Source organism: Acinetobacter sp. TR11 (assembly GCF_027105035.1).
Classification (GTDB): domain Bacteria; phylum Pseudomonadota; class Gammaproteobacteria; order Pseudomonadales; family Moraxellaceae; genus Acinetobacter.
Genome location: NZ_CP114256.1, coordinates 3,073,935 through 3,099,778, shown reverse-complemented (window position 1 = coordinate 3,099,778; position 25,844 = coordinate 3,073,935). Strand labels below are relative to the sequence as shown.

The window sequence follows — 25,844 nt, the reverse complement described above, 5'->3', positions numbered from 1 at the left end:
TATTTTCTTTTTAAAATATGTGACTATATTGATAATTTCTTTTCAAATTTAATGAGTTATTTTGTAATTGATTAAAAAATGATTGAGTTGATTTGCAAAAAATGACATCCCGATGAGTGGTAAGATTTTTGTATCAAAAAGCGCTCGTTTTTTAGAAGTTGCACTTATGTTGTGCGAATTTTCCTCGCTTTTTAAGCCAATACTTTAAATGTTTAACAATGATCGATTGTCGAGCAGTATTGTTGCATTATTTTTGTGCGGTTTAATTACTAATCTTATTTTTTGCTTAAAAATGGATCAAAAAATCCAGTTTAAAACGCTTAAATAGCCCTTTTTTATTCTCTTTATATATTTCATGACAAAGATATGACATCAAACCTAGGTTTTATAGTGCTTTAAAGAAGTTGGCATAGCATTTGCTATTCACATAATGATGCAACTTAAAACATAAATTCAGTCGAATATCCATCATGGGGGAGATCAATATGATGAAATTTGCATGTAAGGCGATCGCGTTAAGTATTTTTGCTGTGACTTCGACTTTTGCTATGGCAGAAGATAAACCTTCATTATATGGGATTACTGCATCGGGCAATGTTTCAGCTGTAACAGATTATCGTTTTCGTGGTGTGACACAATCTTCGAATAATCCTGCGATTCAAGGTGGATTTACATTTTCACATACGTCGGGTGCATATTTAGCACTTTGGGGTTCAAGTGTTGACTTTAGTATTCCTGGTGTTTCAACTGAAACTGATGCTACATTAGGTTTTACTAATAGTTTTGCTTTAACAGATAAAATTAAACCAATCTATGATGTAGGTGTAATTCATTATGGATATATAGGTTCCAAATCTAATGCTGTGAATAAATATAATGATAAGAAAGGTTTAGCTTTTACAGAAGTATTTGGTAAGTTAACTTTCCCTGAAACATTATTAGCAGGCGATGCTCTAAGTGTAGGTGTGAATTATTCACCTGATTACTGGGGGAGAACTGATGATTTTTGGTATTTTAACTTAGGTTACTCAGCGCCAATTGCAAGCACTGGTTTAACAGGTTTAGCTTCAGTAGGGTACAATAAATTAAAAAATAAAGATTCTTTAAGTATTGTTGCTGGTGGTCCTGGAAAAGATGATAATTATATCGACTACAAAGTTGGTGTAAATTATAACTTCTTAGGTATCCTCGCTGAAGTTGATGTTGTTGGAACAAATGTAAGTACTTCAGATATGAGTGATAATGACAAAAAACCTTATGACACAGGTGTTTTATTTAGTTTGACTAAAACATTCTAATTTAAAAAACACTTATAAACCTTTAAAAAGCCAGCGTATATGCTGGCTTTTTTTATTTATTTTTAGAAAAGAAAAGCGAAAACTTTATATTCAGAATAGGTGCTAATTATGTGCGCCTCTATATTTAAAGATGCATTTTATTATCGCACTCTTATCGTGGGAGATTGATTGATTAATAGAATAATAAAATAATTTTTTTAAAAATGATTATAATCAACAGTTTATACTTAATTTTAACTTAGTTCTTACTTTTGGCACAGCATTTGCAAATTTCATCATGATGCAATTTAGAACATAAATCAGTTGAATATCTAAATCATGGGGGAAATCAATATGATGAAATTTGCATGCAAAGCTACAGTTCTAGCGATGGTATTTACAACATCAACTTTAAGTTTGGCTGAAGAAACAAAGCTACCATTTCCAGGAACGATTACAGGCAATGTAAACGTAGTATCTAGTTATAATCTACGTGGTATGACAAATTCACCTGAAAGTGATACACCTGCAGTACAAGGTGGACTTGATTATACGCATGATAGTGGATTGTATTTGGGATATTGGTTTTCGACCTTAACTGCTGCATATGCAGATTTAAATACCTCACCGACTTATGTAAACGAAGATAAGAAGTCATTTGAAAATGATTTATATGCTGGTTATAAAGGTAAGATTACAGATGATCTTGGTTATCAAATTGGCGGTACGGTTTATTACTATTATCCAGGTTGGGAATCAACAGGATATGAAACCATTGTCGGCTTAAGTTATAAAGATTTGAGTATTACAGCCCAAACTTTATTAAATAATGTCACTTTTGGAAATAAAGGTGATACTTATTTCCTAGCAACCTACGCACCAAAATTAGCTGGTGGCTTTACGGGTAAAGCTCAATTAGCAGCCTATTATTATGGTGATGATGATGAGTATTTAGCTTATCAAGCTAAAGCAGGAGATGTCACCAAAACTGATTTTGCTTTCCGTCACGCAACTCTTGGATTGTCACATCCTTTAGGAAATACTGGTGCAACTTGGAGCCTAGATTATATCTTTGGTGGCTATACTCGTGATGAGACAAAGCAAAAAAATAAAGTTGTTTTGGGTTTAGGTTACGCTTTTTAAAGACATTTTATTTAATAAAAAGGTTGAGCAATATCTCAGCCTTTTTATATGGGTTTGATTATTTGGAGAAAGTAAACCTTTCTCCAAAATCATTTTCAATACTTATTAAATTGTATTCTTTGCCATTTTCTATTTTTCGATAACCTCTTAGAAATACATCTGTTCCTACACCCCAGCATCTTTTCTTATCACTCACCATCACTGCTCCTTGAGGGTATACTTGTTGGACGGGACCATCAAATATAAATCCATGTGGAATATATAATGCTTTGTGAATTTCTTGTTTGGTTACTTCCATAAAGAATGGATTGTTTTCATCAATAATTTTAGTATCCCTTAATACACTGGATGCACGTTTATTATAAAAATCAATAATGTTCAATTCTTGTTTGGCGTATGATAAAAGCGTCTTAATACTTTGTAAGTTCAGATTTTTATTTTGTCCTAAAAGAGCATGATATTTTTCGAGTAATAACGATGCTTGTGATGTAGTAATGTCATTAATAATAATACAGTCTTCACCATTACCGAGAGCTGCTTGCCATGCAGAGTCAACCCCATTATAAAAAACAATACCTCTCCCTTGCTTAATTTGTTGACCTGAGTAACGACTTTGCGATGGAAAAATCAGTGCTTCGCCGCCATGTAATAAGGCAGGAACAAAAACAATAAAACGTTTCGTACGATTGACGACTTTTATTCCATGTTTAATGTCGCTAGGTTTTAGTTTTAATAAAGGCAATTTTTGATTCATGTAATTTTCTATCTAGCCTCGATAAGACAAGGCTTCTGTTAAATGGGTTGTTAAAATGATATCGCTTTCGGCCAAGTCGGCGATGGTTCGTGCAACACGAAGTACACGATGATAGGCGCGTGCTGAGAGATTAAGTCGCTGTTGAGCCATTTCGATGATTTTGGCTGAATTTTCATCTAATTGAGCATATTGTTCTAGCAAATTTGGAGAAAGTGCCTGATTCAAACATTGCTGTCTTAACATTTGTTTATCATAAGCTTTCATCACGCGTTGCCGCACAATTGTAGAACTTTCTGTCGGACTTTGATCTTGTAGTTCTTTGGTCTGCAAAGGTGGCACATCAATATGTAAATCAATACGATCTAGTAATGGACCTGAGATACGATTTTGATAGCGTTGAATATTTTCTGCTGAGCACTGGCAGCGACTATCTTGGTTAAATGCGTAACCACAAGGACATGGATTCATTGCTGCAATAAATTGAAAATTCGCTGGGAATGTCATTTGTCTTGCCGCACGGGAGATGACGATCTCTTTCGACTCTAGCGGTTGTCTGAGAACCTCCAAAACTTTGCGGTCAAATTCAGGTAATTCGTCTAAAAATAATACGCCTAAATGTGCAAGTGTAATTTCGCCTGGTTTAGGTTGTGAACCGCCTCCAACTAATGCAATCGCTGACGCAGTATGGTGTGGTGCGCGGAAGGGGCGTTGTCCAAAAGTATGTTGAGCATTTGCAACCGAATAAATACTTGCGACTTCTAAATTTTCTTGGGCATTGAGTGGTGGCAAAATAGAAGGTAGCCGAGAAGCCAGTAATGTTTTACCTGTACCAGGTGGACCTTTGAAAAGTAAAGAATGTCCGCCCGCTGCTGCTATTTCTAGTGCACGACGAGGACGTAATTGACCTTTGACATCTGCAAGATCAAATTGATACTGAGTAGTGTTTAAATTTTCTTGTTTGGGTGCAGTTGATAAATGAGAAGTGCCCAAAAAGTGTGCACATACATCTTGTAAATGATTGGCAGCATAAACTTCAAACTGCGGAAGTTGATTGGCTTCTTCTAGATTTTTAGTAGGAACCAATAAGCGGTGTTGGGCTTGTTGGCAAGTCATCGCAATTGGCAATATTCCAGTAACAGGGCGTAAATGTCCATCTAATGCAAGTTCACCAATAAATTCAAAGCCGTCAGTACAATTTTCAGGAAGTTGACCTGAAGCAATTAAAATTCCTAGTGCGATCGGTAAATCTAGGCGGGAGCCATCTTTAGGAAGATCTGCAGGTGCTAAATTAATCGTTAAACGTTTGGTTGGAAACAAGAAACCACTGTTGATAATTGCTGATCGAACACGATCTTTACTTTCCCTTACAGCGGCTTCTGCTAAACCTACAATGGTTAAGGAGGGGAGTCCTGAACTGATATGAACTTCAACTTCGATTTGAGGGGCATGTAAACCTAATAAACCCCTCGTGTAAATTTTTGCGAAAGACATTTTATTATTGTTCCATCATGGTGCTTTATTTTTAATCATTTTTGTTGATTTCTGCGCTAAACTGGTGCTTATTTTTGATCTTGCACCATTTTTTCTAGAGTGCTCATTTGCTGTTGTAACGCAGCGAGGCGTTGGTTTGCCAAATTTAGCGCTATTTTCTGGCGCTCCAGCTCTTGTTTAGAGACTAACTCTAATTTTTCGACGCTTTCATTGAGCAAAGCACGTAAATTTTTTTCTAAATCTTTTTTAGGTTGATCAACTTGTTCAAGAATGGCTTGTAAAAGAGTTTCAATCATGAAGCACTCAATAGGTTATATGTATTTGTAGGCAAGTGTACCATTGCTTGTAGTAATCCCATAGCCCTGTTCAACGCATTGATGTCACCGATATCTAAATTCAGTTAAACAGGAGCAAATGAAACTTATTTTCGATTGAATATCTACATCTTGACGTCCAAATAGGTTATAAAGAAAGCTCTTGCTGATGGTTTGAAAATCCCCAACCTTTAAATATTGGCATGAAAATTGAACATAAAACCTTACTGGTGAAAATAAGCCGAAGGAAAACACACATGAAGCTTGTAACTGCAATTGTAAAACCATTCAAACTCGATGATGTGCGTGAAGCACTCTCTGATATTGGTGTTCAAGGGATTACCGTAACTGAAGTAAAAGGTTTTGGTCGTCAAAAAGGTCATACTGAACTGTATCGTGGTGCAGAGTATGTCGTTGATTTTTTACCGAAAGTAAAGATTGAAATTGCGATTAGCGATGAAATGGTCGATGCGGTTATTGAATCTATCACTCGTGTCGCAAGCACTGGAAAAATTGGTGACGGTAAAATCTTTGTCACGAATTTGGAACAAGTCATCCGTATTCGTACTGGTGAAACTGGACCAGATGCTGTCTAAATTGGCACAAAGTTTGCTGAGTTAGAACTAAGAGAAATAGCTCACAAAATAAGGTTGGGGGACACGAATGAAAAAAATGCTTATGGCGCTCAGTCTATCTGGCGCACTCTTAGGTGGTTCAGCGATGGTTTGGGCAGAAGATGCTGCATCAACACCCGTTGCTGAACAAACTGTAGCAGCGTCTGATACGGTGGCTGCATCAACTGTGACTGTCGCAGCAGAAGCTCCTGCTCCTGTAGAAGCTGCTCCAGCTCCTGCACCAGTTGCAAAAGTTGATACAGGCGATACAGCTTGGATTCTCGTTTCAACAGCACTGGTTCTGTTGATGACTATTCCTGGTTTGGCTTTATTCTATGGTGGTATGGTTCGTAAGAAAAACGTACTCAGCACCATGATGTTTAGCCTTTCTGCGGCGATTTTAGTCAGCTTGATTTGGGTCATTGCGGGTTATTCACTTGCATTCTCTGGGTCAGGTGCTTACGTTGGTGATTTTGCGAAGGTCATGTTAAATGGCGTGGCATTTGATGCCTTAAGTGGAACTATTCCAGAAAGCTTGTTTGTTATTTTCCAAATGACATTTGCCATCATCACTGTTGCAATTATTAGCGGCTCGATTGCTGATCGTATGAAATATTCAGCATTCATGGCGTTTATTGCAGTTTGGATCGTCTTGGTTTATGCACCAATTACTCACTGGGTTTGGGCTGCTGATGGTTGGTTATTCAAAGCTGGTGCTTTAGATTTTGCAGGCGGTACAGTTGTACATATCAACGCAGGTGTAGCTGGTTTAGTTGCTGCATATATGCTTGGTAAACGTGCTGGTCTAGGTCGCGAATCAATGGCACCGCACAACCTTACTCTGACTGTGATTGGCGCAAGCTTAATTTGGGTAGGTTGGTTTGGCTTTAACGGTGGTAGTGCTTTAGGTGCTGGTGCTCGTGCAAGTATGGCAATTCTTGTAACTCAAGTTGCTGCTGCTGCCGCTGCATTCTCTTGGTTGATTGTTGAACGTCTCGTTCGTGGTAAGGCTTCAGTACTTGGTGGTGCATCAGGTGCGGTTGCTGGTTTGGTTGTAATCACTCCTGCTGCTGGTTTTGTTGGTGTAGGTGGTGCATTAATCATGGGCTTAATCGGTGGTGTAGTGTGCTTCTGGGGTATTACAGCACTTAAACGTCTCCTTAAAGCAGATGATGCATTGGATGCTTTCGGTCTACACGCAGTTGGTGGTATCGTTGGTGCGGTTCTTACGGGTGTGTTCTACAGTAATGAAATCATTAAAGCTGCTAACGTTGCGCTTGCTCCAACATTTGCAGGTCAATTATGGGTGCAAGTTGAAGGTGTACTCGCAACGATGGTATATAGCGCAGTAGTGACTTTCATTATCCTTAAAGTGATTGATCTTGTGATTGGTATCCGCGTAAGTGCTGATGATGAGCGCATGGGTCTTGACCTTAGCCAACATGGCGAACGTATCGAATAATTCATTATTCTTTGAAGTTTAAAAAACAGCCGAATAAGGCTGTTTTTTTATGCCTTTCGTGTGCTAGTTCTGCAATTGCAGAAACTTTGCTACACTTAAGCAAAGTGAGTAAATAATCGCACAATTATGCATTGTCCATTTTGTAACGCTGCTGATAGTAAAGTCATCGACTCTCGCCTTGCGGCTGAGGGTTGTCAAATCCGTCGTCGTCGAGAATGCACGATTTGTTGTGAAAGGTTTACCACCTTTGAAAGTTATGAAATGGTAATGCCGCGGGTCATTAAATCTGATTCAAAAAGCGAACCATTTGACGAAGCAAAATTGCGCCGCTCATTGATGCATGCTTTACAGAAACGCCCAGTAACCCAAGAGCAAATTGAAACGGTTTTAAGTGATATACAATCACAAATTCGACGTTTAGGTGAGCGAGATGTAAAGTCTAGAACAATTGGTGAGATTGTAATGCAGGCTTTATTCGCACTTGATCATGTAGCCTATGTTCGTTTTGCCTCTGTTTATCAAGATTTCCAAGATGTTGAAGCATTTCGTCGTCAGATTGAGCAAATGCAACAACGTGAAAATGAAGCATAAGTTAGAGAAATCATGTCTGAGTTCACGCAAAATCATTTATCCCAAGATCAATATTGGATGCAGCAAGCAATTGAGTTGGCTCGACTAGGGCAATATTCAACCAAGCCGAATCCTAATGTGGGTTGCGTTATTGTCAAAGATGGGCAGTTGATTGGAGAGGGCTATCACCCTAAAGCGGGTCAACCTCACGCAGAAGTTTTTGCACTTCGCCAAGCGGGCGAACATGCTAAAGGTGCGACAGCTTACGTGACTTTGGAACCATGCGCACATTATGGTAGAACGCCGCCTTGTGCAGAAGCATTGGTTAAAGCTCAGGTGAAGAAAGTCGTGGTCGCTTGTTCAGACCCAAACCCATTAGTCGCGGGAAAAGGCGTTCAAATTTTACAAGCAGCGGGTATTGAAGTTGAAACAGGAACTTGTGTAGAAACTGCGAAAACGCTCAATTTGGGCTTTTTAAAAGCGATGTCTACGGGTTCGCCGTATGTGCGTTTGAAAATTGCATCAAGTTTAGATGGACGTACTGCAATGGCTTCAGGAGAATCAAAATGGATTACTGGAGCAATCGCTAGACAAGATGTACAACATTGGCGTGCAATTTCGGGTGCTGTGATTACTGGTATTCAAACCGTTTTAGCCGATGATTGTGAGCTGAATGTACGTGAATTGGACGGTATTGAGCTAAGTACCGTGGTTCAGCCGAAGCGTATTGTATTGGATCGCCAAGGACAGTTACCACTTTCAGCTAAGATTTTGAAAAATCCTGAAACAGTGATGGTGATGACACCATTTCGTCAAGAACTTGCTGATTTAGGCGTGATACAATTGGCGCCGCAACCCTTAAGTCACTTATTGCAGACCTTAACTCAACAGCATCAAATTTATGATGTGTTGGTTGAAGCAGGCGCAACTTTATCAACGGCTTTTTTACAGCAGGGTTTAGTTGATGAAATGATCAGTTATGTTGCACCGACTTTACTTGGTCAATCTGCTCGTGCAATGTTTAATGCTGAATTTAGTACAATGGCAGAACAATTGCGTTTTGATTTAGTCGATGTAACCCAACTTGGGCAAGATATTCGCCTAAGATTGCTCCCTATCCAAGAGATGATATGAATCCAGAACCATCGGTTTATCACAAGCGTCGTCATGCAGCACGTACGACTGACGAATATCTTTTTCATCAGTTAGTACCTTATTTAGGCAATAAGCGTCGACTGCTTCATCTCATTTTGGAAGCACTTGAGATTACGGGCACACTGAATAGTAAAAAAAAGAATCCACCGATTTTTGCTGATTTCTTTGCAGGGAGTGGCGTGGTCTCACGTTTAGCACGTCAAAACGGCTATCGTGTCATTGCAAATGACTGGGAACCGTATAGCCATGCATTGAACAATGCGATTTTAGCCTGTGTTGATGCACCCGCATTTAAAGAGTTAGGTGGCTATCAAAAAGCGATCGACTATTTGAATCGATTGCCAGAAGTCAAAGGCTGGGTGACACATAATCTTTGTCCACGTAATGATGATGTGTATGATCCTGCTCGTGACCGTTTGTTTTTCAAACGCCGCAATGGGATGCGTATTGATGCAATTCGTCAACAGATCGCAACTTGGCAAGCACAAGGTGCAATCAATGATGTGGAAATGAGTGCTCTATTGGCACCACTTTTATATTCGGCAAGTTTTGTGAGTAATACCAGTGGTGTATTTAAGAGCTTTCATCAGGGTTGGGGCGGTCGAACTCAAACAGCGCTAGAAAGAATCGAGTCATTAATATGGCTTACACCGAGTCGTTTCTGTGAGATTGGTGATCCCAAACGTCCTGCGGCGGAAATGTGGTGTGTCGATGCACAGCATTTAGCCAATCAAATGAGTGGTTTTGAAGTCGATGTTGCCTATCTTGATCCACCTTATAATCAGCATGCCTACAGCAGTAACTACCATGTTTTAAATGCTCTGACTTTATGGGATCAAGTGGATTTACCATCACCTGATACCAAAGGCTTTAAGAGTGGAATTGATCGAGCATGGCGTAAAGAACGCCCAAGTCCTTATAACTCTTCTAAGTATGCGAAAGAAGCTTATGAAAAGTTATTGGAAACCATTAATGCTCGCTATATTTTGACTAGTTATTCGACTGATGGAAATATTGAGCCTAAAGATTTGCTTACTGCTAATTTAAAGCGCGGTAAAGTGACTTTGTTAACTCAAGATGTACCGCGTTATCGAGTGAGTAAACAGCGTCAATCAGAACGTGCACGTGTTCTTGAGTTTATTGTGATTACGGATACCCATGCGAAGTCTGGCCCTCCATTACGACAACTTTTAGGGCAGTTATATCATTTTGCTGAGTTGGGTGGTGTTGATACGACAGGCAATAGTACTCAGCTTGCACTTTGGTAAATTCAAGTAGACACCATTTTTGGATAAAGTGGTGTCTATTCACAATTTTCTATTTTTTTCACTTTCTTGCTAATACATATAATTTTATAAAATAAATGATTGTTTTTACATGAATTGTCATTGAATTTAAATAAGTCTTTCTGAATAATCATTTACCTTTAAATTAATTAAAAACAATTACTTATATATTTTGTTGTGTGACTTAATCTTTTTTATTTACAAAAAATATTTTACTATTTGGTTGAAAAACTATCAGAAGAATATTGATCATTTTCGAAAATGAATATATTTTGCCGAGCTTTATTTCAGGTCATGCCTATACGCAGCACTGACCAAGAGAGGTTGTGATGAGTCGCTCGGAACCCAGCTTGTTGGGACAATGTATAGCTGAATTTTTTGCTACCGCAGTTTTTTTATCTTTTGGTATTGGTGTTGTGGCTGCGCTTAAACTTGCAGGAGCAAGTTTAGGGTTGTGGGAAATCAGTCTTGTATGGGGCTTGGCTGTAGCATTGGCTGTTTATTTATCGGCAGGTATTTCTGGAGCTCATCTCAATCCTGCCGTTACGATCGCATTAGCGCTGTTTGCTGGTTTCGATAAACGTAAAGTTCCTTTCTATATTATTTCTCAAGTTTCTGGTGCTGCTTTAGGCGCACTATTGGTCTATGGTTTGTATAGCAATCTATTTATGGATTATGAGCAAACACACCATATGGTACGGGGGAGTGTAGAGAGTTTGGAGTTGGCTGGAATTTTCTCAACCTATCCACATCATTTATTGTCTATTGGACAGGCGTTTATGGTGGAAATGTTTATCACTATGTTATTGCTTTGGCTCATCATGGCGATTGGTGATGATCATAATGGTTTGCCACGTGGTGCTTTAGCACCAATTTTAGTGGGTTTATTAGTTGCTGTGATTGGCGCTTCTTTTGGTCCATTAACAGGCTTTGCGATGAATCCTGCACGTGATTTTGGTCCAAAAGTTGTGGCCTATTTTTCGGGCTGGGGTTCAATTGCTTTTACTGGCGGTCGTGATATTCCTTATTTTATTGTGCCTATCTTTGCGCCGATTGTTGGCGCTTGCTTAGGTGTATTAGGCTATAAATTATTTTTTAGCCATTTCTTGTTAAATAATACGGTTGAGCTTAAACAGACAGCCAATAAACGTGTCTCTGAAATGCAGTAATTTAAGATTGAAAATAATCAAAGGGTGATCAATCGATCGCCTTTTTTATTGCAGGTATTTGAACTTGGAGTCCCTTGTTATCTCTAGGGCTTTGCTTTAAGGTATTCGATTCACTATGGCATATATTGCATAAGATTAGGTTAGAACTCCCATGTTTACAGGCATTATTGAAAGTTTAGGTAAGGTTGAGAGCTTACAAAGTGTAGGCGGTGATGTACGTCTACGTATTCAAACTGATTTGGATATGTCTGATGTGCATTTAGGTGATTCAATTGCCACCAATGGAATTTGTCTCACAGTGATCGAGTGGGGAAGCAATTGGTATGCTGCAGATGTGTCTCGTGAAAGCTTAAATCGAACGACTTTAGGTCAATGGAAAGTGGGTCAATCCGTCAATGTCGAAAAAGCAATGTTGCCAACAACTCGTTTTGGTGGGCATATTGTGAGTGGGCATGTCGATGGTCTTGGAGAAATTACAGTCGTTCGACAAGACGCACGTTCGTTGTATTTTGAGGTGACAGCGCCTGTTGAGTTGGCAAAATATCTAGCTGAAAAAGGTTCTGTAACTGTCGATGGAATTAGTCTGACTATTAACCATCTACGTGGCAATATTCTAAGTTTGAATCTCATCCCTCATACTGCTGAGCGTACCAATATTGGCACATGGCAAGTTGGTACAAAAGTTAATTTAGAGGTTGATGTGCTGGCACGTTATATCGAGCGCTTATTGTTGGGTGATAGAGCAGCGGAACAAAAAACTGAGTCAAACATCAGTATGGCATTTTTAGCTGAGAATGGTTTTTTAAGATAATTACCCGATTTAAGTCTTATTCTATTTGACATTACCATCTAACTTAAAGGGGGTAATGTCAGAGTGGTTGTGGGACTTAGATGAATTGTTGCGAAGTAGGAATGAAGGTTATACAATCCTATAAGCTACTTATTTTTTGATTAATGAATGAAATTAGAACAATATTTTAAATATTTTTGCCTTTTATTCGCGAGCATAATTTTAATCAATATTTTACGTGAAATACTCAATCAACCATTTGAATGGCTATGGTTACTTGAACAAATAGGATTATTTTTTAGCTGTGTTTCGATGGGTGTATTGATGACCTATGAACAACTGAGTGCAAAGGTCACTTTAAGAAACTTTATAACTTCTGAACAAAAAATATATCTATCACCTCTAGGCATTTTTGCTCATACTTTAGGTCAAATTGGAGTATTTTTGTTGATTTCGGGTTGGTTGATAAAAGTTGTTCAATATTTCATGAGTTAAACAACTGGGTTCAGCTTCGAATTCAGATATATAAGTCTATGGCTGAGAATTCAACGAGTTTGGTTTATTATTTCTCGTCTGAAAATTTGCTGTCCTTTAGAATGTAATCAATTTCATCTTGGGCAAGTGCATGTAGTTTTGCTCGGAATACGGTTACGGCTTGTTCTATCAAGCTTTCCGCTTCTAGTTCTAAGCGAACACGCACACTTTCGAGTTCAGACAAGATTTGTTGGTCATCAATTCGAACACGTTGAGCCTGCGCATAATCAATGCTTGGCTGTTCAGGATTCGCTTGATAACGCTCAGTTTGTTGTGCAATTTCTTGATCAATGTGCTGTCGAAGGGCAACAAGATTTTCTGTTTGTTGTTCGAACTGATTTAACTCATCTGCTTGCAGTTGCGCGGCATAAGCAGCTTGGGCAGCACGTTTTTCTTCCAAGGCTTTTTCCAAAGCCAATTGTTTACGGATACGTGCTTGTTCAATCAACTCAGCTTTTAGATTGGCATAGGCTTGATCAATGCGTTGTTGAGAGCGTTGTTGAGCTTTTTCTTCGTGATGTACCCATGTCTGAATTTGTGTTTGTGGTAATAGTAGATCACAGATACGAGCTAAATCTTCCTGATAGGTCTGACGTACCGTTTCAGGTGTATTTAACCAACGCTTTTTAAAATCCTGTCCTACATTTAATGCCACACGACACTCCTTACATGATGCTATTGTTTACAGACTTATAATTTAAATGTGCGTGGCTCAATGCCTAAACGACGATACATCTTAAATTTCTCTCGCCCGATCTGTTTTGCAGTTTCATTATTTTCAATAATTTCGATAATGTGGCGAAAATCTTGAGTTTGTTCAAGTGCATGATTGTTAAAATTAAACACAATCCAATCCTTGGATGGAGGTAATTCAGCTGAAATACATACTGGACTATTCAACTGATCAATTCCATGAGGAATAAAGCTACTTGGATCAAAACTCCATAGCTTGTCATCCAACTCATTTTGTAAATTTGAATCAACACAATACCACCAAATCTGTGGGTGCTGATTCAAAATTTTTCGACATAAACGGCAAGCACTTTCGACTTGCCGTTCTATGCTATTTTCAAACAGATAAAAACTAACTTGTGTCATGTGTTAGTTATTCGATTCTGTGCGATTAGCTAAAAACTGCATAAGTAACGGTACTGGACGACCTGTTGCACCTTTGGCTGCACCAGATAACCATGCTGTCCCAGCCACATCAAGATGCGCCCAACGATAATCACGCGTGAAACGCTCAAGGAAACATGCTGCGGTAATTGCACCGCCGTAAGGACCACCAATATTGGCAATATCGGCAAAAGGTGAATCAAGTAATTCTTGATATTCTTCCATCACAGGCATACGCCATACACGGTCAAGCGATTGCTCACCTGCTTGTTGTAGCTCTTGTACAAGTTCATCATCTGGAGAGAATAGCCCACTGACGACTTTGCCTAGCGCAACAACACATGCACCTGTAAGTGTCGCAATATCAATCACAAGCGCAGGATTAAAACGTTTGATATAAGTGAGGGTGTCACATAGAACCAAACGACCTTCTGCATCCGTATTCAAAATTTCTACAGTTTGACCACTCATGGTCGTCACAATATCACCCGGACGAGTTGCATGGCCGGAAGGCATATTTTCTGCCGCAGCAATTGCGCCAACCACATGGATTGGCAGGCGAGCTTCACAAAGTGCTTGCATAGTACCTAACACTGAAGCAGCACCACACATATCGAATTTCATTTCATCCATGCCTAAGCCCGGTTTTAATGAAATACCCCCTGTATCAAAGGTCACACCTTTACCGACCAATACGACAGGTGCTTGATCAATTTGGGTGTTGTATTCAAGGGTAATAATTCGACCAGGACGATCAGAACCTTTGCTGACAGCAAGAAAAGCATTCATCCCTAAATCAGCCATTTGCTGTTCATTCAGGATGGTGACTTTTAATAGGTCAGGGTATTGTGCTGCAAGAGCAATCGCCTGATCTGCAAGGTATTCAGGGAAGCAAATATTTCCTGGACGATTGCCTAAATCTCGAGCATAGTTTTGTCCAGATTGAACTGCGTGAATTAAATTTAATTGAGCATCATCAAGTGTAGTTTTATTTGCAACCAGATTAATGGTTTCTAAGATGAACTCATTTTTTTTTGATTTAAACTCATCATAAGCATAGGCAGCTTGGGTTAAACTTAAGGCAAATAAATAATGTAAATCAGTTGGTAATGCGCTGAGATCTACAGTGATTTGTCTAAATTTATTTTGTGATGATTTGATAATCGTTTGTGCGAGTTTTGCTAATTTTGTCGCTTTCAATTCTGCACTTTTGCCTAAACCGAGTAAATGTGCATTGGCTTGCACAGCGATATTGGTAATCAGTGCAATATTTTCATTAAAACCAGCTTTGAATTGTGTGGCATTCAGAACATCTTCTAGATGGTTGATTTGATAACTATTTAAGTTCTGTTGTAATTGTTCTGAATCAACCAAAATCCACAAAGATTCACTAGACGACTGTGTTGGGAATGCGGTATGAAGGGTAAATTTCATTGTTTGTATAGAACCTAAGCAGCAAAAAAGAAAGATAAGTCCATTAAACACTTTCGGATATGAGGTTGCAATCCGCAACAAGCGATAGGTTTTATATTTTTAACATTCGGGTAAACTAGCACTACCCCTCGATTGGTCTATTTTTGGAAGCATTACTTTGATTATTCGGCGTTATCTCGTCAAACAAGTGGTCTCCACCTCTTTGGTTGTGACTGCTTTGCTCACTTTAATTATTATGGGTGGGCAGTTAATCAAGATTTTTGGGCGAGCTGCACAGGGTCGTTTAGACGCTAGTGTGTTGCTGAGTATCATTGCTTATCGTTTGCCAGAGTTTCTAACTTTAATTTTGCCATTGGGTTTCTTTATTGGACTCATGCTGGTTTTTGGTCGTCTATATGTTGACCATGAAATGGCGGTTTTAAATGGCAGTGGTGTTAGCCGTAATCAATTAGCCAAACTTTTATTGCCGATGACATTTGTTTTTTTGATCGTCCAAGCAATATTAATGTTTTGGGGTTCATCATCTGGAATTCGTGCTTACGAAAGCTTGATGCAAACACAAGCAGTGCGAGCAGGTTTTGATTTGGTCCGACCTAAAGAATTTATTTCTTCAGGTCCTTATACCATTTACGCAGGTTCACTTTCTGAAGATAGAAAAAATTTAAAAGATATTTTTTATTATCAGAAAGCCGATCGTGAAGATAAACCAGATGTCATGATTTTAGCCAAAGAAGCGACACGTGTCGAAATGGCAAATGATACTGCGAATGTTGTTGATTTAGTTCAAGGTCGTCGTTACGAAATTTATCCAAACCAGCCACGATATACTCAAGCAGAATTTCAATCTTATCGTTTACGTTTGGAAAATGATAAAGATGTAAAATTTGAAAGCGATGATGTTGAAGCTTTACCCATGTCTAAGCTATGGCAGAAGCGCGATGATGCTGTGATTCGAAGTGAACTTGGTTGGCGTATTTTTGGTCCATTTGTAATTATCATTGCATTAATGCTCGCGGTGGCTTTATCAGAGGTCAATCCTCGTCAAGGTCGATATTACCGTTTGCTTCCTGCAATCTTTATTTTCGCGAGTTTAATTGTGTTGATGATCGCGATTAAAACGCGAATTAGTAAAGGTGAGTTAGACATCTGGGCTTATCCTGTCGCATTAATGATTTATGCCATTGCGGCGGCAATTTTTGCACGGAAACAAAAGTTAGCACCAAAACTTAAGAAAAGTATTCAGCGAGTGGGGTTGTAATGTTAGCACGTCGAATAGTCGCCAAACATGTGACAAAAACTACAGTCCTTGCAATGCTGGGCACAACGCTCGTGTTATCTTTTTTACAAATATTATTCACTTACTTAGGTGAATTAGGCTCGCTGAAACCAACTTATACTGCGTGGCAAGCATTTCTTTATGTGATATGGGGCGCACCGAGTTATTTGTATGATATTTTACCTGTTGCAGCGTTAATTGGTTCTGTTTTAGGTTTAGGTGCTCTTGCCTCGAATAGTGAACTGATCGTCATGCGTTCGGTTGGTATCAGCTTGTGGCGTATAGTGGGTTGGGTGATGCGCTCAGCTTTACTTTTAATTTTATTGTCTTTTGTATTGAGTGAATGGGTGATTCCTTATACCAATGAAAAAGCACAAAGTATAAAAAATCAACGTAGTGTTGCTGCACTGGGTGAGGTAAAAGGCTATTGGTCGCGTGAAGGTCAACGTTTTATCTATATTGATTATGCGAATTCCCAAGGTCAATTGCGCAATATTCAAGCGATTGATTTTGATCAGAACTATCGATTGCAGTCCTTTGTCACTGCTGAAAAAGGCCAATTTTTAAAAGATGGTCAGTGGACTTTAGAGAAATCACATCAGGTTGATTTACTTGCTCAAGGCAATGCGATTAAAACGGACCACGAGCAACAAGCGTTAGGATTGGCTTTACAACCTAAATATGTACATATGGTGACTTTGGATCCAGACGATTTATCTCCAAGTCAACTGATCAGTTTTATGCAGTACTTAGCGGAATATAGCCAAGTCCCAAAAACCTATGAATTGGCTTTTTGGCAAAAGGTCACAGCACCATTCGCTTTAATTACTTTGGTTTTGATTGCTTGTTCATTTATTTTTGGCCCATTGCGTCAGCAGTCGATGGGCTTTCGCTTGGTTATTGCGCTTTTCACTGGGTTAGGGTTCTTCTATTTACAAGACTTTTTAGGTTATGCAAGCTTAGTTTATGCACCGTCACCTGCTTGGTTTGTATTATTACCAGTGGTATTGATGTTCATGGTTGGTAGTTACTTATTGTATCGAGCAAGGTAGAAAATTAGATTTCTATGCACATTAAAATTATATCTGGTGGACAAACCGGAGTTGATAGAGGTGCTTTAGATGCCGCATTAGATTTAGAGGGCCGTGTGGTGGTTGGTGTCCCGAGGATCGAATGGCAGAAGATGGAAGAATTCCAGACAAGTATCCTTTAATTATTTTAGCAGAGAGTGGCTATCGAAAGCGCACTAAGCAGAATGTTCGAGATAGTGATGCAACGGTCATTATCTATTTCGATTATATTTATCCCAAAGGTGGTACAGAGCTTACGTTATTAGAATGTATCAAGCAGTCCAAAGCATATTTGCTTATTGATGGAAATGAGGTTCCGATTGAGCGAGCAGCAGAGCGGATCTATTTATTTTGTCATCAGAATAATATTACTACTTTAAATGTCGCAGGTCCCAAAGGGGCGAGTTTGCCTCAGGCACATAGTTATACCCAACAAGTCATCACGCAGATGCTCAATAAAATAATTAATCAATATCAGCCCCAAACTTGAATATAAAGATGATTCCCGATGCTTTTGATTGATGAAAGCCATCAGTAACGCCATAGAGAATTACAGTAAATTTGGGTAAAATACGCCGATCAAATGATAGACAAACAGAGAGTCCATTATGACGGATGCAAATGCTGGCAAAATTCCTCACGTTCTTGTAATTATGGATGGTGTAGGACATCGTGAAGCAGTTGAAGATAATGCATATTTAGCAGCAAAAACACCAAATCTGACTGCGATGAAAGCAAAGCATCCAAATAGTTTGATTTCAGGTTCTGGCGAAGATGTAGGCCTACCTGATGGACAAATGGGCAACTCTGAAGTTGGTCATATGAACTTAGGTGCAGGTCGTGTTTTATATCAGGACTTTACACGGATTACTAAAGATATTCGCACAGGTGCTTTTTTTGAGCATGAAGTGTTAGTTGATGCGGTTGAAAAAGCCAAAGCAGAGAATGGTGCCGTTCATGTCATGGGGTTGTTATCACAAGGTGGTGTGCATTCGCATGAAGATCATATTGTGGCGATGTGTGAGTTGGCATTAAAACGTGGTGCAACCGTATATCTACACGCTTTCCTTGATGGTCGTGATACCCCTCCACGTAGCGCAAAGCCTTCATTAGAAAAATTCGATGCTTTATTTGCCCAGTATCCAAATCAAGGTCGTATCGTTTCGATGATTGGCCGTTATTTTGCAATGGATCGTGATAACCGCTGGAATCGTGTTGAACTCGCTTATCGTTTAATGACAGAAGGTGAGGCGGCACGTGTTGTAAATTCAGCAGTTGAGGGCTTGGAGCAAGCCTATGCAGCAGAAGAAAATGATGAGTTTGTTCAAGCAACACGTATTGGTGAAATTGCCAAAATCCAAGATGGCGATAGTGTGGTTTTCATGAACTTCCGTGCTGATCGTGCGCGTGAAATCACCCGTGCCTTTGTTGAGAAAGATTTTACTGGGTTCACGCGTAAAGTCGTTCCAAGTTTATCTAAATTTGTGATGTTAACACGCTATCAGGCAAGTATTGATGCACCAGTTGCATACATGCCAGAAGAGCTTAAAAATTCCATTGGTGAATATTTATCTGGTTTGGGCAAAACCCAATTGCGTATTGCTGAAACAGAGAAATATGCACATGTGACATTCTTCTTCAGCGGTGGTCGTGAAGATGAATACCTGGGAGAGAAGCGTATTTTGATTCCCTCTCCAAATGTCGCAACCTATGATCTAAAACCAGAAATGAGTGCTTATGAAGTCACCGATGAATTAGTAAATGCTATTAATTCGGGTGAGTTTGACCTTCTAGTTGTCAATTACGCCAATGGTGACATGGTTGGACATACAGGCGTATTTGATGCTGCGGTGAAAGCCGTGGAAACCGTTGATACTTGTTTGGGGCGTGTCTATGAGGCAGTTATGGCAAACAAAGGTCATATGTTAATTACAGCGGATCATGGTAATGTAGAGCAAATGCAAGACTACGACAGTGGACAAGTTCATACACAACATACCACTGAATTGGTGCCATTTATTTATGTGGGCCCAACTCAAGCAACGATTGCAGAGGGTGGTGTATTGGCTGATGTGGCACCAACATTACTTCATTTGATGAATATTCCTGTACCTTCCGATATGCAAGGCAAGAATTTAATTACTTTAAAATAAGGTGAACTTATGACCCAACACAACAACATTTATCGAGGGTTCTTTGCGAGTTTGTTGATGTGTTGGGGATCGCATACGTTATCTGCACCTATTACACATGCCTCAGGATGGGGGGAAGAGACTACAAGTCGGAATGCTGAAGTGCCACTTGAATCTATTCAGCAATTTGTACAGATTTATGGGATTGTGAAAGATAACTACGTTGATAAAAAAACAGACGATGCACTCTTTCAGCAAGCAATCAAAGGGTTGGTGAGTGGTTTAGATCGTTATTCTCGTTATTTATCGGCTGAAGAATACCGCCAGCTTATACAATACACTGAAGGTGATCTTGCTTCTGTTGATTTTAATTTAAATTACGATGCTCATACTCGTTTATGGCAAATTCAAGACCTAAAATCAGGATCTGATTCTAGTAAGTTGGGATTGCGTAATGGGCAGGTCATACTCAAAGTCGATAATCAAGAATTAAAGAGTTTAAATCAGGATCAAGTGCAAGGTCTGCTTTATGGCTCGATAGGCAGTACCGTACAAATACAACCAGAAAATAATAATAGTACGGTGATTTTGGTTCGAAATAAAAAAGTTGAGACAGATATTGAACCTGTTTTACTACATAATCAGGTACTTGTGCTGAAAATTAGGGTTTTTCAACAAGATACAGCCAATGAGATTAAACGTTTAATTGAAGAATATAGTTCAACTAAACTAAAAGCGGTGGTTATTGATCTACGCAATAATCCAGGTGGTTTATTGTCTTCGGCTGTTGAATCGACAGACTTATTCCTAAATCAAGGATTGATTGTAACGACAAAGAGTCGTTCAGAAGGAGATCAACAATTTCAGGCTTTACCCTCAAATGAATTTCAGAATATAAAATTAGGTATCTTAATTAACCATCGTTCAGCCTCGGCAGCTGAAGTATTCACCGCAGCATTAAAAGAACATAAACGTGCATGGGTTGTAGGTGAAAATAGCTATGGAAAAGGTGTAGTACAAAAATTATTTCCATTACCGAGTGGTGCTGCACTGCAAATGACGGTGTCACATTATTACACGCCGAATGGTAATATGATTGAAGGGCAAGGAATTCAACCGAATCAAACTTATCCGTTGTTACCTGAAATGAAAGAAGATAGTTATTTGGAACATGTCACAGATTTGGTTATAAAAAGTAAGATTTAATTAAAAAATAAAGCCCCTATTTAGGGGCTTTATTGTTAACGCTTATTCATCATCTTCGGTATCTAAACCAAACTTCTTCAAACGATAGCGTAAAGAACGGAAGGTCATTCCTAATTTTTTAGCCGCTAATGTTCGATTCCAATGGGTTAAATTTAGTGCATTGAGAAGAATTTCTTTTTCAATATTTTCTAAATAGAGCTCCAGTCCTTCAGGTGGTAGCTTTTTAGAACCCATAGGGCTAGTGCTTACCGCATGATCATTATTTTCATCTTGTGTTGAAAATGAGACTATTGGCGTTGCAATAGGGCTACGTAGAGGAGCTGTTTGAAGATGGGCTAGATCAATAGTTTCATCATCACTGAGCGTAATTGCACGTTCAATAATGTTGCGAAGTTCACGAACATTACCTGGGAAATATTGCTGCAATAAGAACTGTTCTGCGCGAGAAGAGAGGGTTTTAACCGATACTTCCCATTCTTGGCTGATCTTTTGAATAAAGTGGCTTGCAAGTAGTAAAATATCTTGTCCACGTTCGCGTAATGGTGGAAGCACAATATCCATTACATGTATACGGAAAAATAAATCTTGTCTGAAGCGACCTTGTTGTACTAGTAATTCGAGATCTTGATGACTTGCACTGATGACACGGAAATCAACATCAATTTCTTGATCTGAGCCAACAGGGCGAATTTTCTTTTCTTGTACAGCACGAAGCAGTTTTACCTGCATACTTAAGGGTAATTCAGCGATCTCATCTAAGAATAAACTACCCCCATGTGCGGAAAGAATGAGACCTTGTTTGTCTTGGGTTGCGCCTGTGAAGCTGCCTTTTTTATGACCAAATAATTCACTTTCCATTAACTCTGTTGGAATAGCACCACAGTTGATCGCAATAAAAGGTCCTTCGCTACGATTACTCAGACGATGAACTAAATTGGCAACAACTTCTTTTCCTGTCCCTGATTCACCGGTAATAAAGACAGGGGCTTGAGATCGAGCAATTTTCTTTAAAGCAATTCGTAATTGTTGAATAGGCGTAGAACGACCAATCAGAAGTTTATTTTCTAGTGCACTCTCAGCAGCTTCTTGTTCAGGCTGTGGTCGATTCAATGCTTTTTGAATCAATTGATCTAGGTGAGTTTGATTGACAGGTTTACTGACAAAATCAAAAGCACCTGCTTTTAATGCAGCAATTGCAATATCCATATTGCCATACGCTGTTAATACTGCAATCGGTGTGTTGGGATAGTTTTGTGTGACATGTTTAACCAAGTCCAGACCGTTGCCATCTGGGAGATTCAAATCTGTTAAACAAGCATCGTACTGAAACTCGGTAAAGAATTTTTTTGCTTGCTCTACGCGATAGGCAAGATGAGTTTTAATGCCCATTCGTGCGAGCGTCATTTGCATTAAAAGACATAAGTCTTCTTCATCGTCTACGAGTAAGACGAGTGGTTGTTTAATTGCCATTTCCCCGAAAAACCTAATCTAATCAATGAATTTTTGAGCATTCAATCCTGAAACATGCTCCTTGTTGTCGCTCTACGTAAGTGAGCTTTGCATGATTTGCCTCACAAAAAGTATGAGACAAATACAATCCTAAACCAGTTCCTTTAATTTCGGTACTAAAAAATGGTTTGAATAGCTGAGAAATATCTCGTTTTGCGACCCCTGTACCAAAATCAATCACATCAATACATGTTCTGCCATCTTTTAAGTCTACATTCACTTCAATAAATTGAGCATCAGCTGCATTGTGCCGCAGGGCATTTCGAATCAGATTAATTAAAACTTGACGTAATTGTTTCTCATCAAAAAGAATATTAATTCGTTCTGCAAGATTGAGTTTAATCATATGTTTCGCATCGACTAGATCTTCATTCAATAGGCTTTCAAAAAAATCAGCAAGTTGAATGACTTGTGGCTCAGTTGGTTTGTTGCGTGCCATGCCTAATGTGTCTTGTACAATATTATCAATACGTCTAGCTTGTTTGCTGATCATACGACAGAGCATTTCTTGTTGATGACTATCACTTTCTTTAAATAATTCATTGGCCTGCACAATCGCCGCTAAAGGGTTGCGAATTTCATGTGCAATACTTGCAGAGAGTTGACCAAGCGCGGCCAGTTTTAATTGTTGAACTTGTTGCGTGAGTTTTTGTGCATCTTTCAAGATAAGTAAAATTAATGATTGTTCGGGGACGATTAGGTGTTTAACACGGACATTGATCGTATAAGGACTTTGTTGTGATTCAAAACTAAATTCTTCACCATCTTCTAAATCACTAAATTTAATCAGTTCAAATAAATCAGGTTGCCATTTGAGCAGAGGAGTTTTTTCTGGAGAAACAGGGATTTGAATGCCTAATAATGTGTTGGCTGCTGGGTTACTCAACACAATATGGTTGCTATGATCTAATACCAAATAGCCATCTTCGATTTGCTCCAAAATATAGCGGTTAATATTTTGCAGCTGATGAATTTCAATAGACTGATGAAAAGTGAGTGTTTCTAAAATCTTAAATCTTTGAACGGCAATACGACCAATTGCATGAACCACAAAAAATAAAAAGGCAAGAAATGCGCTATTGCCTAAGTTATTTAAATTATTGTAATCGAAGAAATTGCCAAGGAAACGCTGGTAAACCACCATAATAACAGCAAAAAGCGTCACGATGAGAGATAGGTGGGCATTTAATAGAATTGCAGATGAGAAAATAATAATCACATACAGCAAACTGAGTTGTAAGTTGGGTCCTCCCGCAGAGAAGGTAATGATACTCAAGCAGGCAATATCCACAATAAAGACGAAAATGAGTTGTTTCGTAACATGTAATGGAATGAGCTTGAGTATGAAGAGTTGAAAAATGTTGATACAGATATAGCAGACTAACGTATAGAAATATAAAAAAGGGTAATCGTAGTTGGTGGAAAGCTGTTCCGCAGTGAGTAAGTAAATAAGAATTAGACTGATTGAAATAATCAGTCGATATCCACTATACCAAATTCCGAGCCGATAAACGGTTTGGGACACTGATGACGCAATTTTTCCCAACATAAGCGATCACTTAATATGATTAAGGTTTAATGAGTCCATAACGAATGGCGAGATGGGTTAATTTTACATCACTATCAATTGCTAGTTTTTCGAAAATACGGTAGCGATAAGTATTTACAGTTTTAACGCTAACAAATAATTTGTCGGCGATTTCTTGAGCACTAATACAATTAACCACCATCATTGCGACTTGCATTTCACGCTCAGAAAGTGCGTCAAAAGGGGATTGTTGCGTATCTGAAAGATAAGAACTCGCAAGCTGTTCGGCAATATCTGCACTGAAATATTTACCACCTTGCATCACTTTATTGATTGCACGTACCATTTCTGAAATAGGCGCACCTTTTGTGATATAGCCTTTTGCCCCTGCTTTTAATAACAACGATGGGTAGGGTTCTTCCGCTAAACCACTAACAGCAATCACTTTAGTCTCAGGTGCTGTTTGTAAAAGACGACGTGTTGTTTCTACGCCACCAATTCCCGGCATATTGACATCTAATAATACAACTTGAGGATGCTTTAATCGAACTAAAGCAATCGCTTCTTCTCCAGATTCAGCTTGTCCAATGACTTCTACATCTGGATGGTCTTCCAGCATACGACAAATGCCTGTACGTACGAGTTCATGATCATCAACAACGAGAACAGTGATCAAGAAGACCTCCTTTTTTTAAAAAAACGATTTTTTTGTTACATAAAGAAAAATGAGCTTGCAATCAAACGACAAAATTAGCAATCCTATTCTCCATGTTTAGAGAATAGTTGTACACAATTGTGTCTATAAAAGCTTTACCCGATTTGTTCAAATGTAAGGCATAATGTTATTAAGCGCAAATGTGCAGCGTCCCGAGTTGAGTATTGTGTCGTGAGAAATTCTAAAAAATCTATCATGCATGCCTTGAGCATGTCTATTTTGTTGGCGCTTAGTTCAACAAGTTATGCTGAGCTGGTTGTAAATAACAATCCAGTCTCTACAAATGCGAATAGTTCTTCAGCTTCGTTAAATTGGTCTGCAAGTGATGCAAGCCAATTGATGGAAGATGATGATTCATTAGAGATCAGCCCGCAAGGGTCAACTTCGGTTACGACCACCTTACGAAGTGGTGGTTCCGCAAGTATTAGTTCATCTACAACGCCACAAAAAAGCATACAGATTCGAGATACCTCTCATTTCGGTAGCCAACCCGCTGTAAATGCACGTGCAGCCTTGGTGATGGATGCACAAACGGGCGAAGTACTGTTTAGTAAAAACAGTAATATGTCTGTACCAATTGCCTCAATTACCAAATTGATGACGGCTGTGATTACCGCAGATGCACGGCTGAATATGTCAGAAGAAATTACGCTACAGAAAATTGACTTTGCGGGTGCAGGTGGGAAGAATTCAAGCTCGACCTTGAAAGAAGGGTATACGATGAATCGTGCGGAACTGTTGTTATTCGCTTTGATGAAATCGGAAAATCCTGCAGCGGCAGCATTAGCACGCACTTATCCAGGTGGTCGTCCTGCTTTTATTGCAGCAATGAATGCTAAAGCTAAAAAACTTGGTATGGCATCTACGCATTATGCAGAATCAACAGGTTTAGACCCACACAATGTATCATCTGCACGAGATTTAGGGATTTTGGTGAGTGAAGCTTCGCAGTATGGACTGATTCGTCAATTTTCTACGACCCCGACCTATGATTTTAATTTAGGTCATCGTGTGCTTAAGTCAAATAATACCAATGCCTTGGTACGTAATGGTGGTTGGAATATTAATCTATCTAAAACAGGATATATCGGTGAGGCTGGGCGTTGTGTAGTGATGCATACCACAGTGAATTCTCGTCCAGCTGTTGTCGTATTGCTCGGAGCTTCAACTTCTCAGGCACGTACCAATGATGCAACCAACCTATTAATTTGGCTGAGTACTTTACCGAGAAGAATTTAATTGCTTATGAACGTAAAGCTCCTCAACTGAGGAGCTTTTTTATATAATGGAACGACATTT

Annotated in this window: 24 protein-coding genes and 1 pseudogene; 16 read left to right on the top strand and 9 right to left on the bottom strand. The window is 39.0% G+C overall.

Annotated features, from left to right (window positions below):
- Positions 1-485 precede the first annotated feature (485 nt).
- Both O1450_RS15025 and O1450_RS15020 read left to right on the top strand, forming a co-directional pair.
- Positions 486-1,298, top strand: a complete 813-nt coding sequence (locus O1450_RS15025) for a TorF family putative porin (protein WP_269229068.1) — start codon at positions 486-488, stop codon at positions 1,296-1,298.
- Between the two features lie 333 nt (positions 1,299-1,631).
- Positions 1,632-2,420, top strand: coding sequence for a TorF family putative porin (locus O1450_RS15020; RefSeq protein WP_269229067.1), 789 nt, complete (start codon positions 1,632-1,634; stop codon positions 2,418-2,420).
- A gap of 58 nt (positions 2,421-2,478) precedes the next feature.
- On the opposite strand, the gene O1450_RS15015 is transcribed toward O1450_RS15020, so the two are convergent.
- The 3 genes from O1450_RS15015 to O1450_RS15005 form a co-directional block, all read right to left on the bottom strand.
- A complete protein-coding gene (locus O1450_RS15015; RefSeq protein ID WP_269229066.1) occupies positions 2,479-3,174 on the bottom strand; it encodes a hypothetical protein in 696 nt (231 codons plus the stop codon).
- Positions 3,175-3,186: 12 nt separating this feature from the next.
- Positions 3,187-4,665, bottom strand: coding sequence for a YifB family Mg chelatase-like AAA ATPase (locus O1450_RS15010; protein ID WP_269229065.1), 1,479 nt, complete (start codon positions 4,663-4,665; stop codon positions 3,187-3,189).
- A gap of 68 nt (positions 4,666-4,733) precedes the next feature.
- Positions 4,734-4,961 carry an accessory factor UbiK family protein gene (locus tag O1450_RS15005; protein ID WP_269229064.1) on the bottom strand — a complete coding sequence of 76 codons (228 nt, stop codon included), beginning with the start codon at positions 4,959-4,961 and terminating at the stop codon, positions 4,734-4,736.
- A 275-nt stretch (positions 4,962-5,236) separates the two neighbouring features.
- Between O1450_RS15005 and glnK the strand changes: the two genes are divergently transcribed.
- From glnK to O1450_RS14965, 8 genes are all read left to right on the top strand, one after another.
- Positions 5,237-5,575, top strand: coding sequence for a P-II family nitrogen regulator (gene glnK / locus O1450_RS15000; RefSeq protein WP_000780326.1), 339 nt, complete (start codon positions 5,237-5,239; stop codon positions 5,573-5,575).
- Positions 5,576-5,642: 67 nt separating this feature from the next.
- Positions 5,643-7,055, top strand: coding sequence for an ammonium transporter (locus O1450_RS14995; protein ID WP_269229063.1), 1,413 nt, complete (start codon positions 5,643-5,645; stop codon positions 7,053-7,055).
- A 126-nt stretch (positions 7,056-7,181) separates the two neighbouring features.
- Positions 7,182-7,646, top strand: a complete 465-nt coding sequence (gene nrdR / locus O1450_RS14990) for a transcriptional regulator NrdR (protein WP_269229062.1) — start codon at positions 7,182-7,184, stop codon at positions 7,644-7,646.
- 12 nt (positions 7,647-7,658) lie between these two features.
- Complete coding sequence (gene ribD, locus O1450_RS14985; protein WP_269229061.1) at positions 7,659-8,759, top strand: bifunctional diaminohydroxyphosphoribosylaminopyrimidine deaminase/5-amino-6-(5-phosphoribosylamino)uracil reductase RibD; 1,101 nt, start codon at positions 7,659-7,661, stop codon at positions 8,757-8,759.
- Positions 8,756-10,048 (top strand): DNA adenine methylase, encoded by a 1,293-nt coding sequence (locus O1450_RS14980; protein WP_004659442.1) that lies wholly within the window; start codon positions 8,756-8,758, stop codon positions 10,046-10,048. Before ribD ends, O1450_RS14980 begins: the two co-directional genes overlap by 4 nt.
- A 347-nt stretch (positions 10,049-10,395) precedes the next feature.
- A complete protein-coding gene (locus O1450_RS14975) occupies positions 10,396-11,235 on the top strand; it encodes an MIP/aquaporin family protein (protein ID WP_005163178.1) in 840 nt (279 codons plus the stop codon).
- A 151-nt stretch (positions 11,236-11,386) separates the two neighbouring features.
- On the top strand, positions 11,387-12,046 hold the full coding sequence (locus O1450_RS14970) for a riboflavin synthase (RefSeq protein WP_005218744.1): 660 nt from the start codon (positions 11,387-11,389) through the stop codon (positions 12,044-12,046).
- Positions 12,047-12,193: 147 nt separating this feature from the next.
- Complete coding sequence (locus tag O1450_RS14965) at positions 12,194-12,520, top strand: hypothetical protein (protein WP_269229060.1); 327 nt, start codon at positions 12,194-12,196, stop codon at positions 12,518-12,520.
- Positions 12,521-12,587: 67 nt separating this feature from the next.
- Here O1450_RS14965 and blhA read toward each other — a convergent pair whose 3' ends face one another.
- From blhA to O1450_RS14950, 3 genes are read right to left on the bottom strand one after another with little or no spacing between them, the layout of a single operon-like run.
- Positions 12,588-13,214: a cell division protein BlhA gene (gene blhA / locus O1450_RS14960; RefSeq protein ID WP_269229059.1), complete on the bottom strand. Its 627-nt coding sequence runs from the start codon at positions 13,212-13,214 to the stop codon at positions 12,588-12,590.
- Between the two features lie 35 nt (positions 13,215-13,249).
- Positions 13,250-13,657, bottom strand: coding sequence for a DNA polymerase III subunit chi (locus O1450_RS14955; RefSeq protein ID WP_269229058.1), 408 nt, complete (start codon positions 13,655-13,657; stop codon positions 13,250-13,252).
- A 3-nt stretch (positions 13,658-13,660) separates the two neighbouring features.
- The gene (locus O1450_RS14950; protein ID WP_269229057.1) at positions 13,661-15,109 is read right to left on the bottom strand and encodes a leucyl aminopeptidase; all 1,449 of its coding nucleotides are present in this window, start codon (positions 15,107-15,109) and stop codon (positions 13,661-13,663) included.
- 157 nt (positions 15,110-15,266) lie between these two features.
- Between O1450_RS14950 and lptF the strand changes: the two genes are divergently transcribed.
- From lptF to O1450_RS14925, 5 genes and pseudogenes are all read left to right on the top strand, one after another.
- Entirely contained in the window at positions 15,267-16,367 is a 1,101-nt protein-coding gene (gene lptF / locus O1450_RS14945; protein WP_269229056.1) for an LPS export ABC transporter permease LptF, read from the top strand.
- Positions 16,367-17,437: an LPS export ABC transporter permease LptG gene (gene lptG / locus O1450_RS14940; RefSeq protein WP_269229055.1), complete on the top strand. Its 1,071-nt coding sequence runs from the start codon at positions 16,367-16,369 to the stop codon at positions 17,435-17,437. Before lptF ends, lptG begins: the two co-directional genes overlap by 1 nt.
- A gap of 14 nt (positions 17,438-17,451) precedes the next feature.
- Positions 17,452-17,945, top strand: a pseudogene (locus tag O1450_RS14935) (putative molybdenum carrier protein).
- 118 nt (positions 17,946-18,063) lie between these two features.
- On the top strand, positions 18,064-19,608 hold the full coding sequence (gpmI, locus tag O1450_RS14930; RefSeq protein ID WP_269229053.1) for a 2,3-bisphosphoglycerate-independent phosphoglycerate mutase: 1,545 nt from the start codon (positions 18,064-18,066) through the stop codon (positions 19,606-19,608).
- A gap of 9 nt (positions 19,609-19,617) precedes the next feature.
- Positions 19,618-20,793, top strand: coding sequence for a S41 family peptidase (locus O1450_RS14925; RefSeq protein WP_269229052.1), 1,176 nt, complete (start codon positions 19,618-19,620; stop codon positions 20,791-20,793).
- A 42-nt stretch (positions 20,794-20,835) separates the two neighbouring features.
- Here O1450_RS14925 and O1450_RS14920 read toward each other — a convergent pair whose 3' ends face one another.
- From O1450_RS14920 to gacA, 3 genes are read right to left on the bottom strand one after another with little or no spacing between them, the layout of a single operon-like run.
- On the bottom strand, positions 20,836-22,263 hold the full coding sequence (locus O1450_RS14920) for a sigma-54-dependent transcriptional regulator (RefSeq protein ID WP_269229051.1): 1,428 nt from the start codon (positions 22,261-22,263) through the stop codon (positions 20,836-20,838).
- Between the two features lie 22 nt (positions 22,264-22,285).
- Positions 22,286-23,851, bottom strand: a complete 1,566-nt coding sequence (locus tag O1450_RS14915) for a sensor histidine kinase (RefSeq protein ID WP_269229050.1) — start codon at positions 23,849-23,851, stop codon at positions 22,286-22,288.
- Positions 23,852-23,870: 19 nt separating this feature from the next.
- Positions 23,871-24,506 carry a response regulator transcription factor GacA gene (gacA, locus tag O1450_RS14910; RefSeq protein WP_005163158.1) on the bottom strand — a complete coding sequence of 212 codons (636 nt, stop codon included), beginning with the start codon at positions 24,504-24,506 and terminating at the stop codon, positions 23,871-23,873.
- 210 nt (positions 24,507-24,716) lie between these two features.
- On the opposite strand from gacA, the gene pbpG reads away from it, so the two are divergent.
- On the top strand, positions 24,717-25,784 hold the full coding sequence (gene pbpG, locus O1450_RS14905) for a D-alanyl-D-alanine endopeptidase PBP7/8 (protein ID WP_269229049.1): 1,068 nt from the start codon (positions 24,717-24,719) through the stop codon (positions 25,782-25,784).
- Positions 25,785-25,844 lie beyond the last annotated feature (60 nt).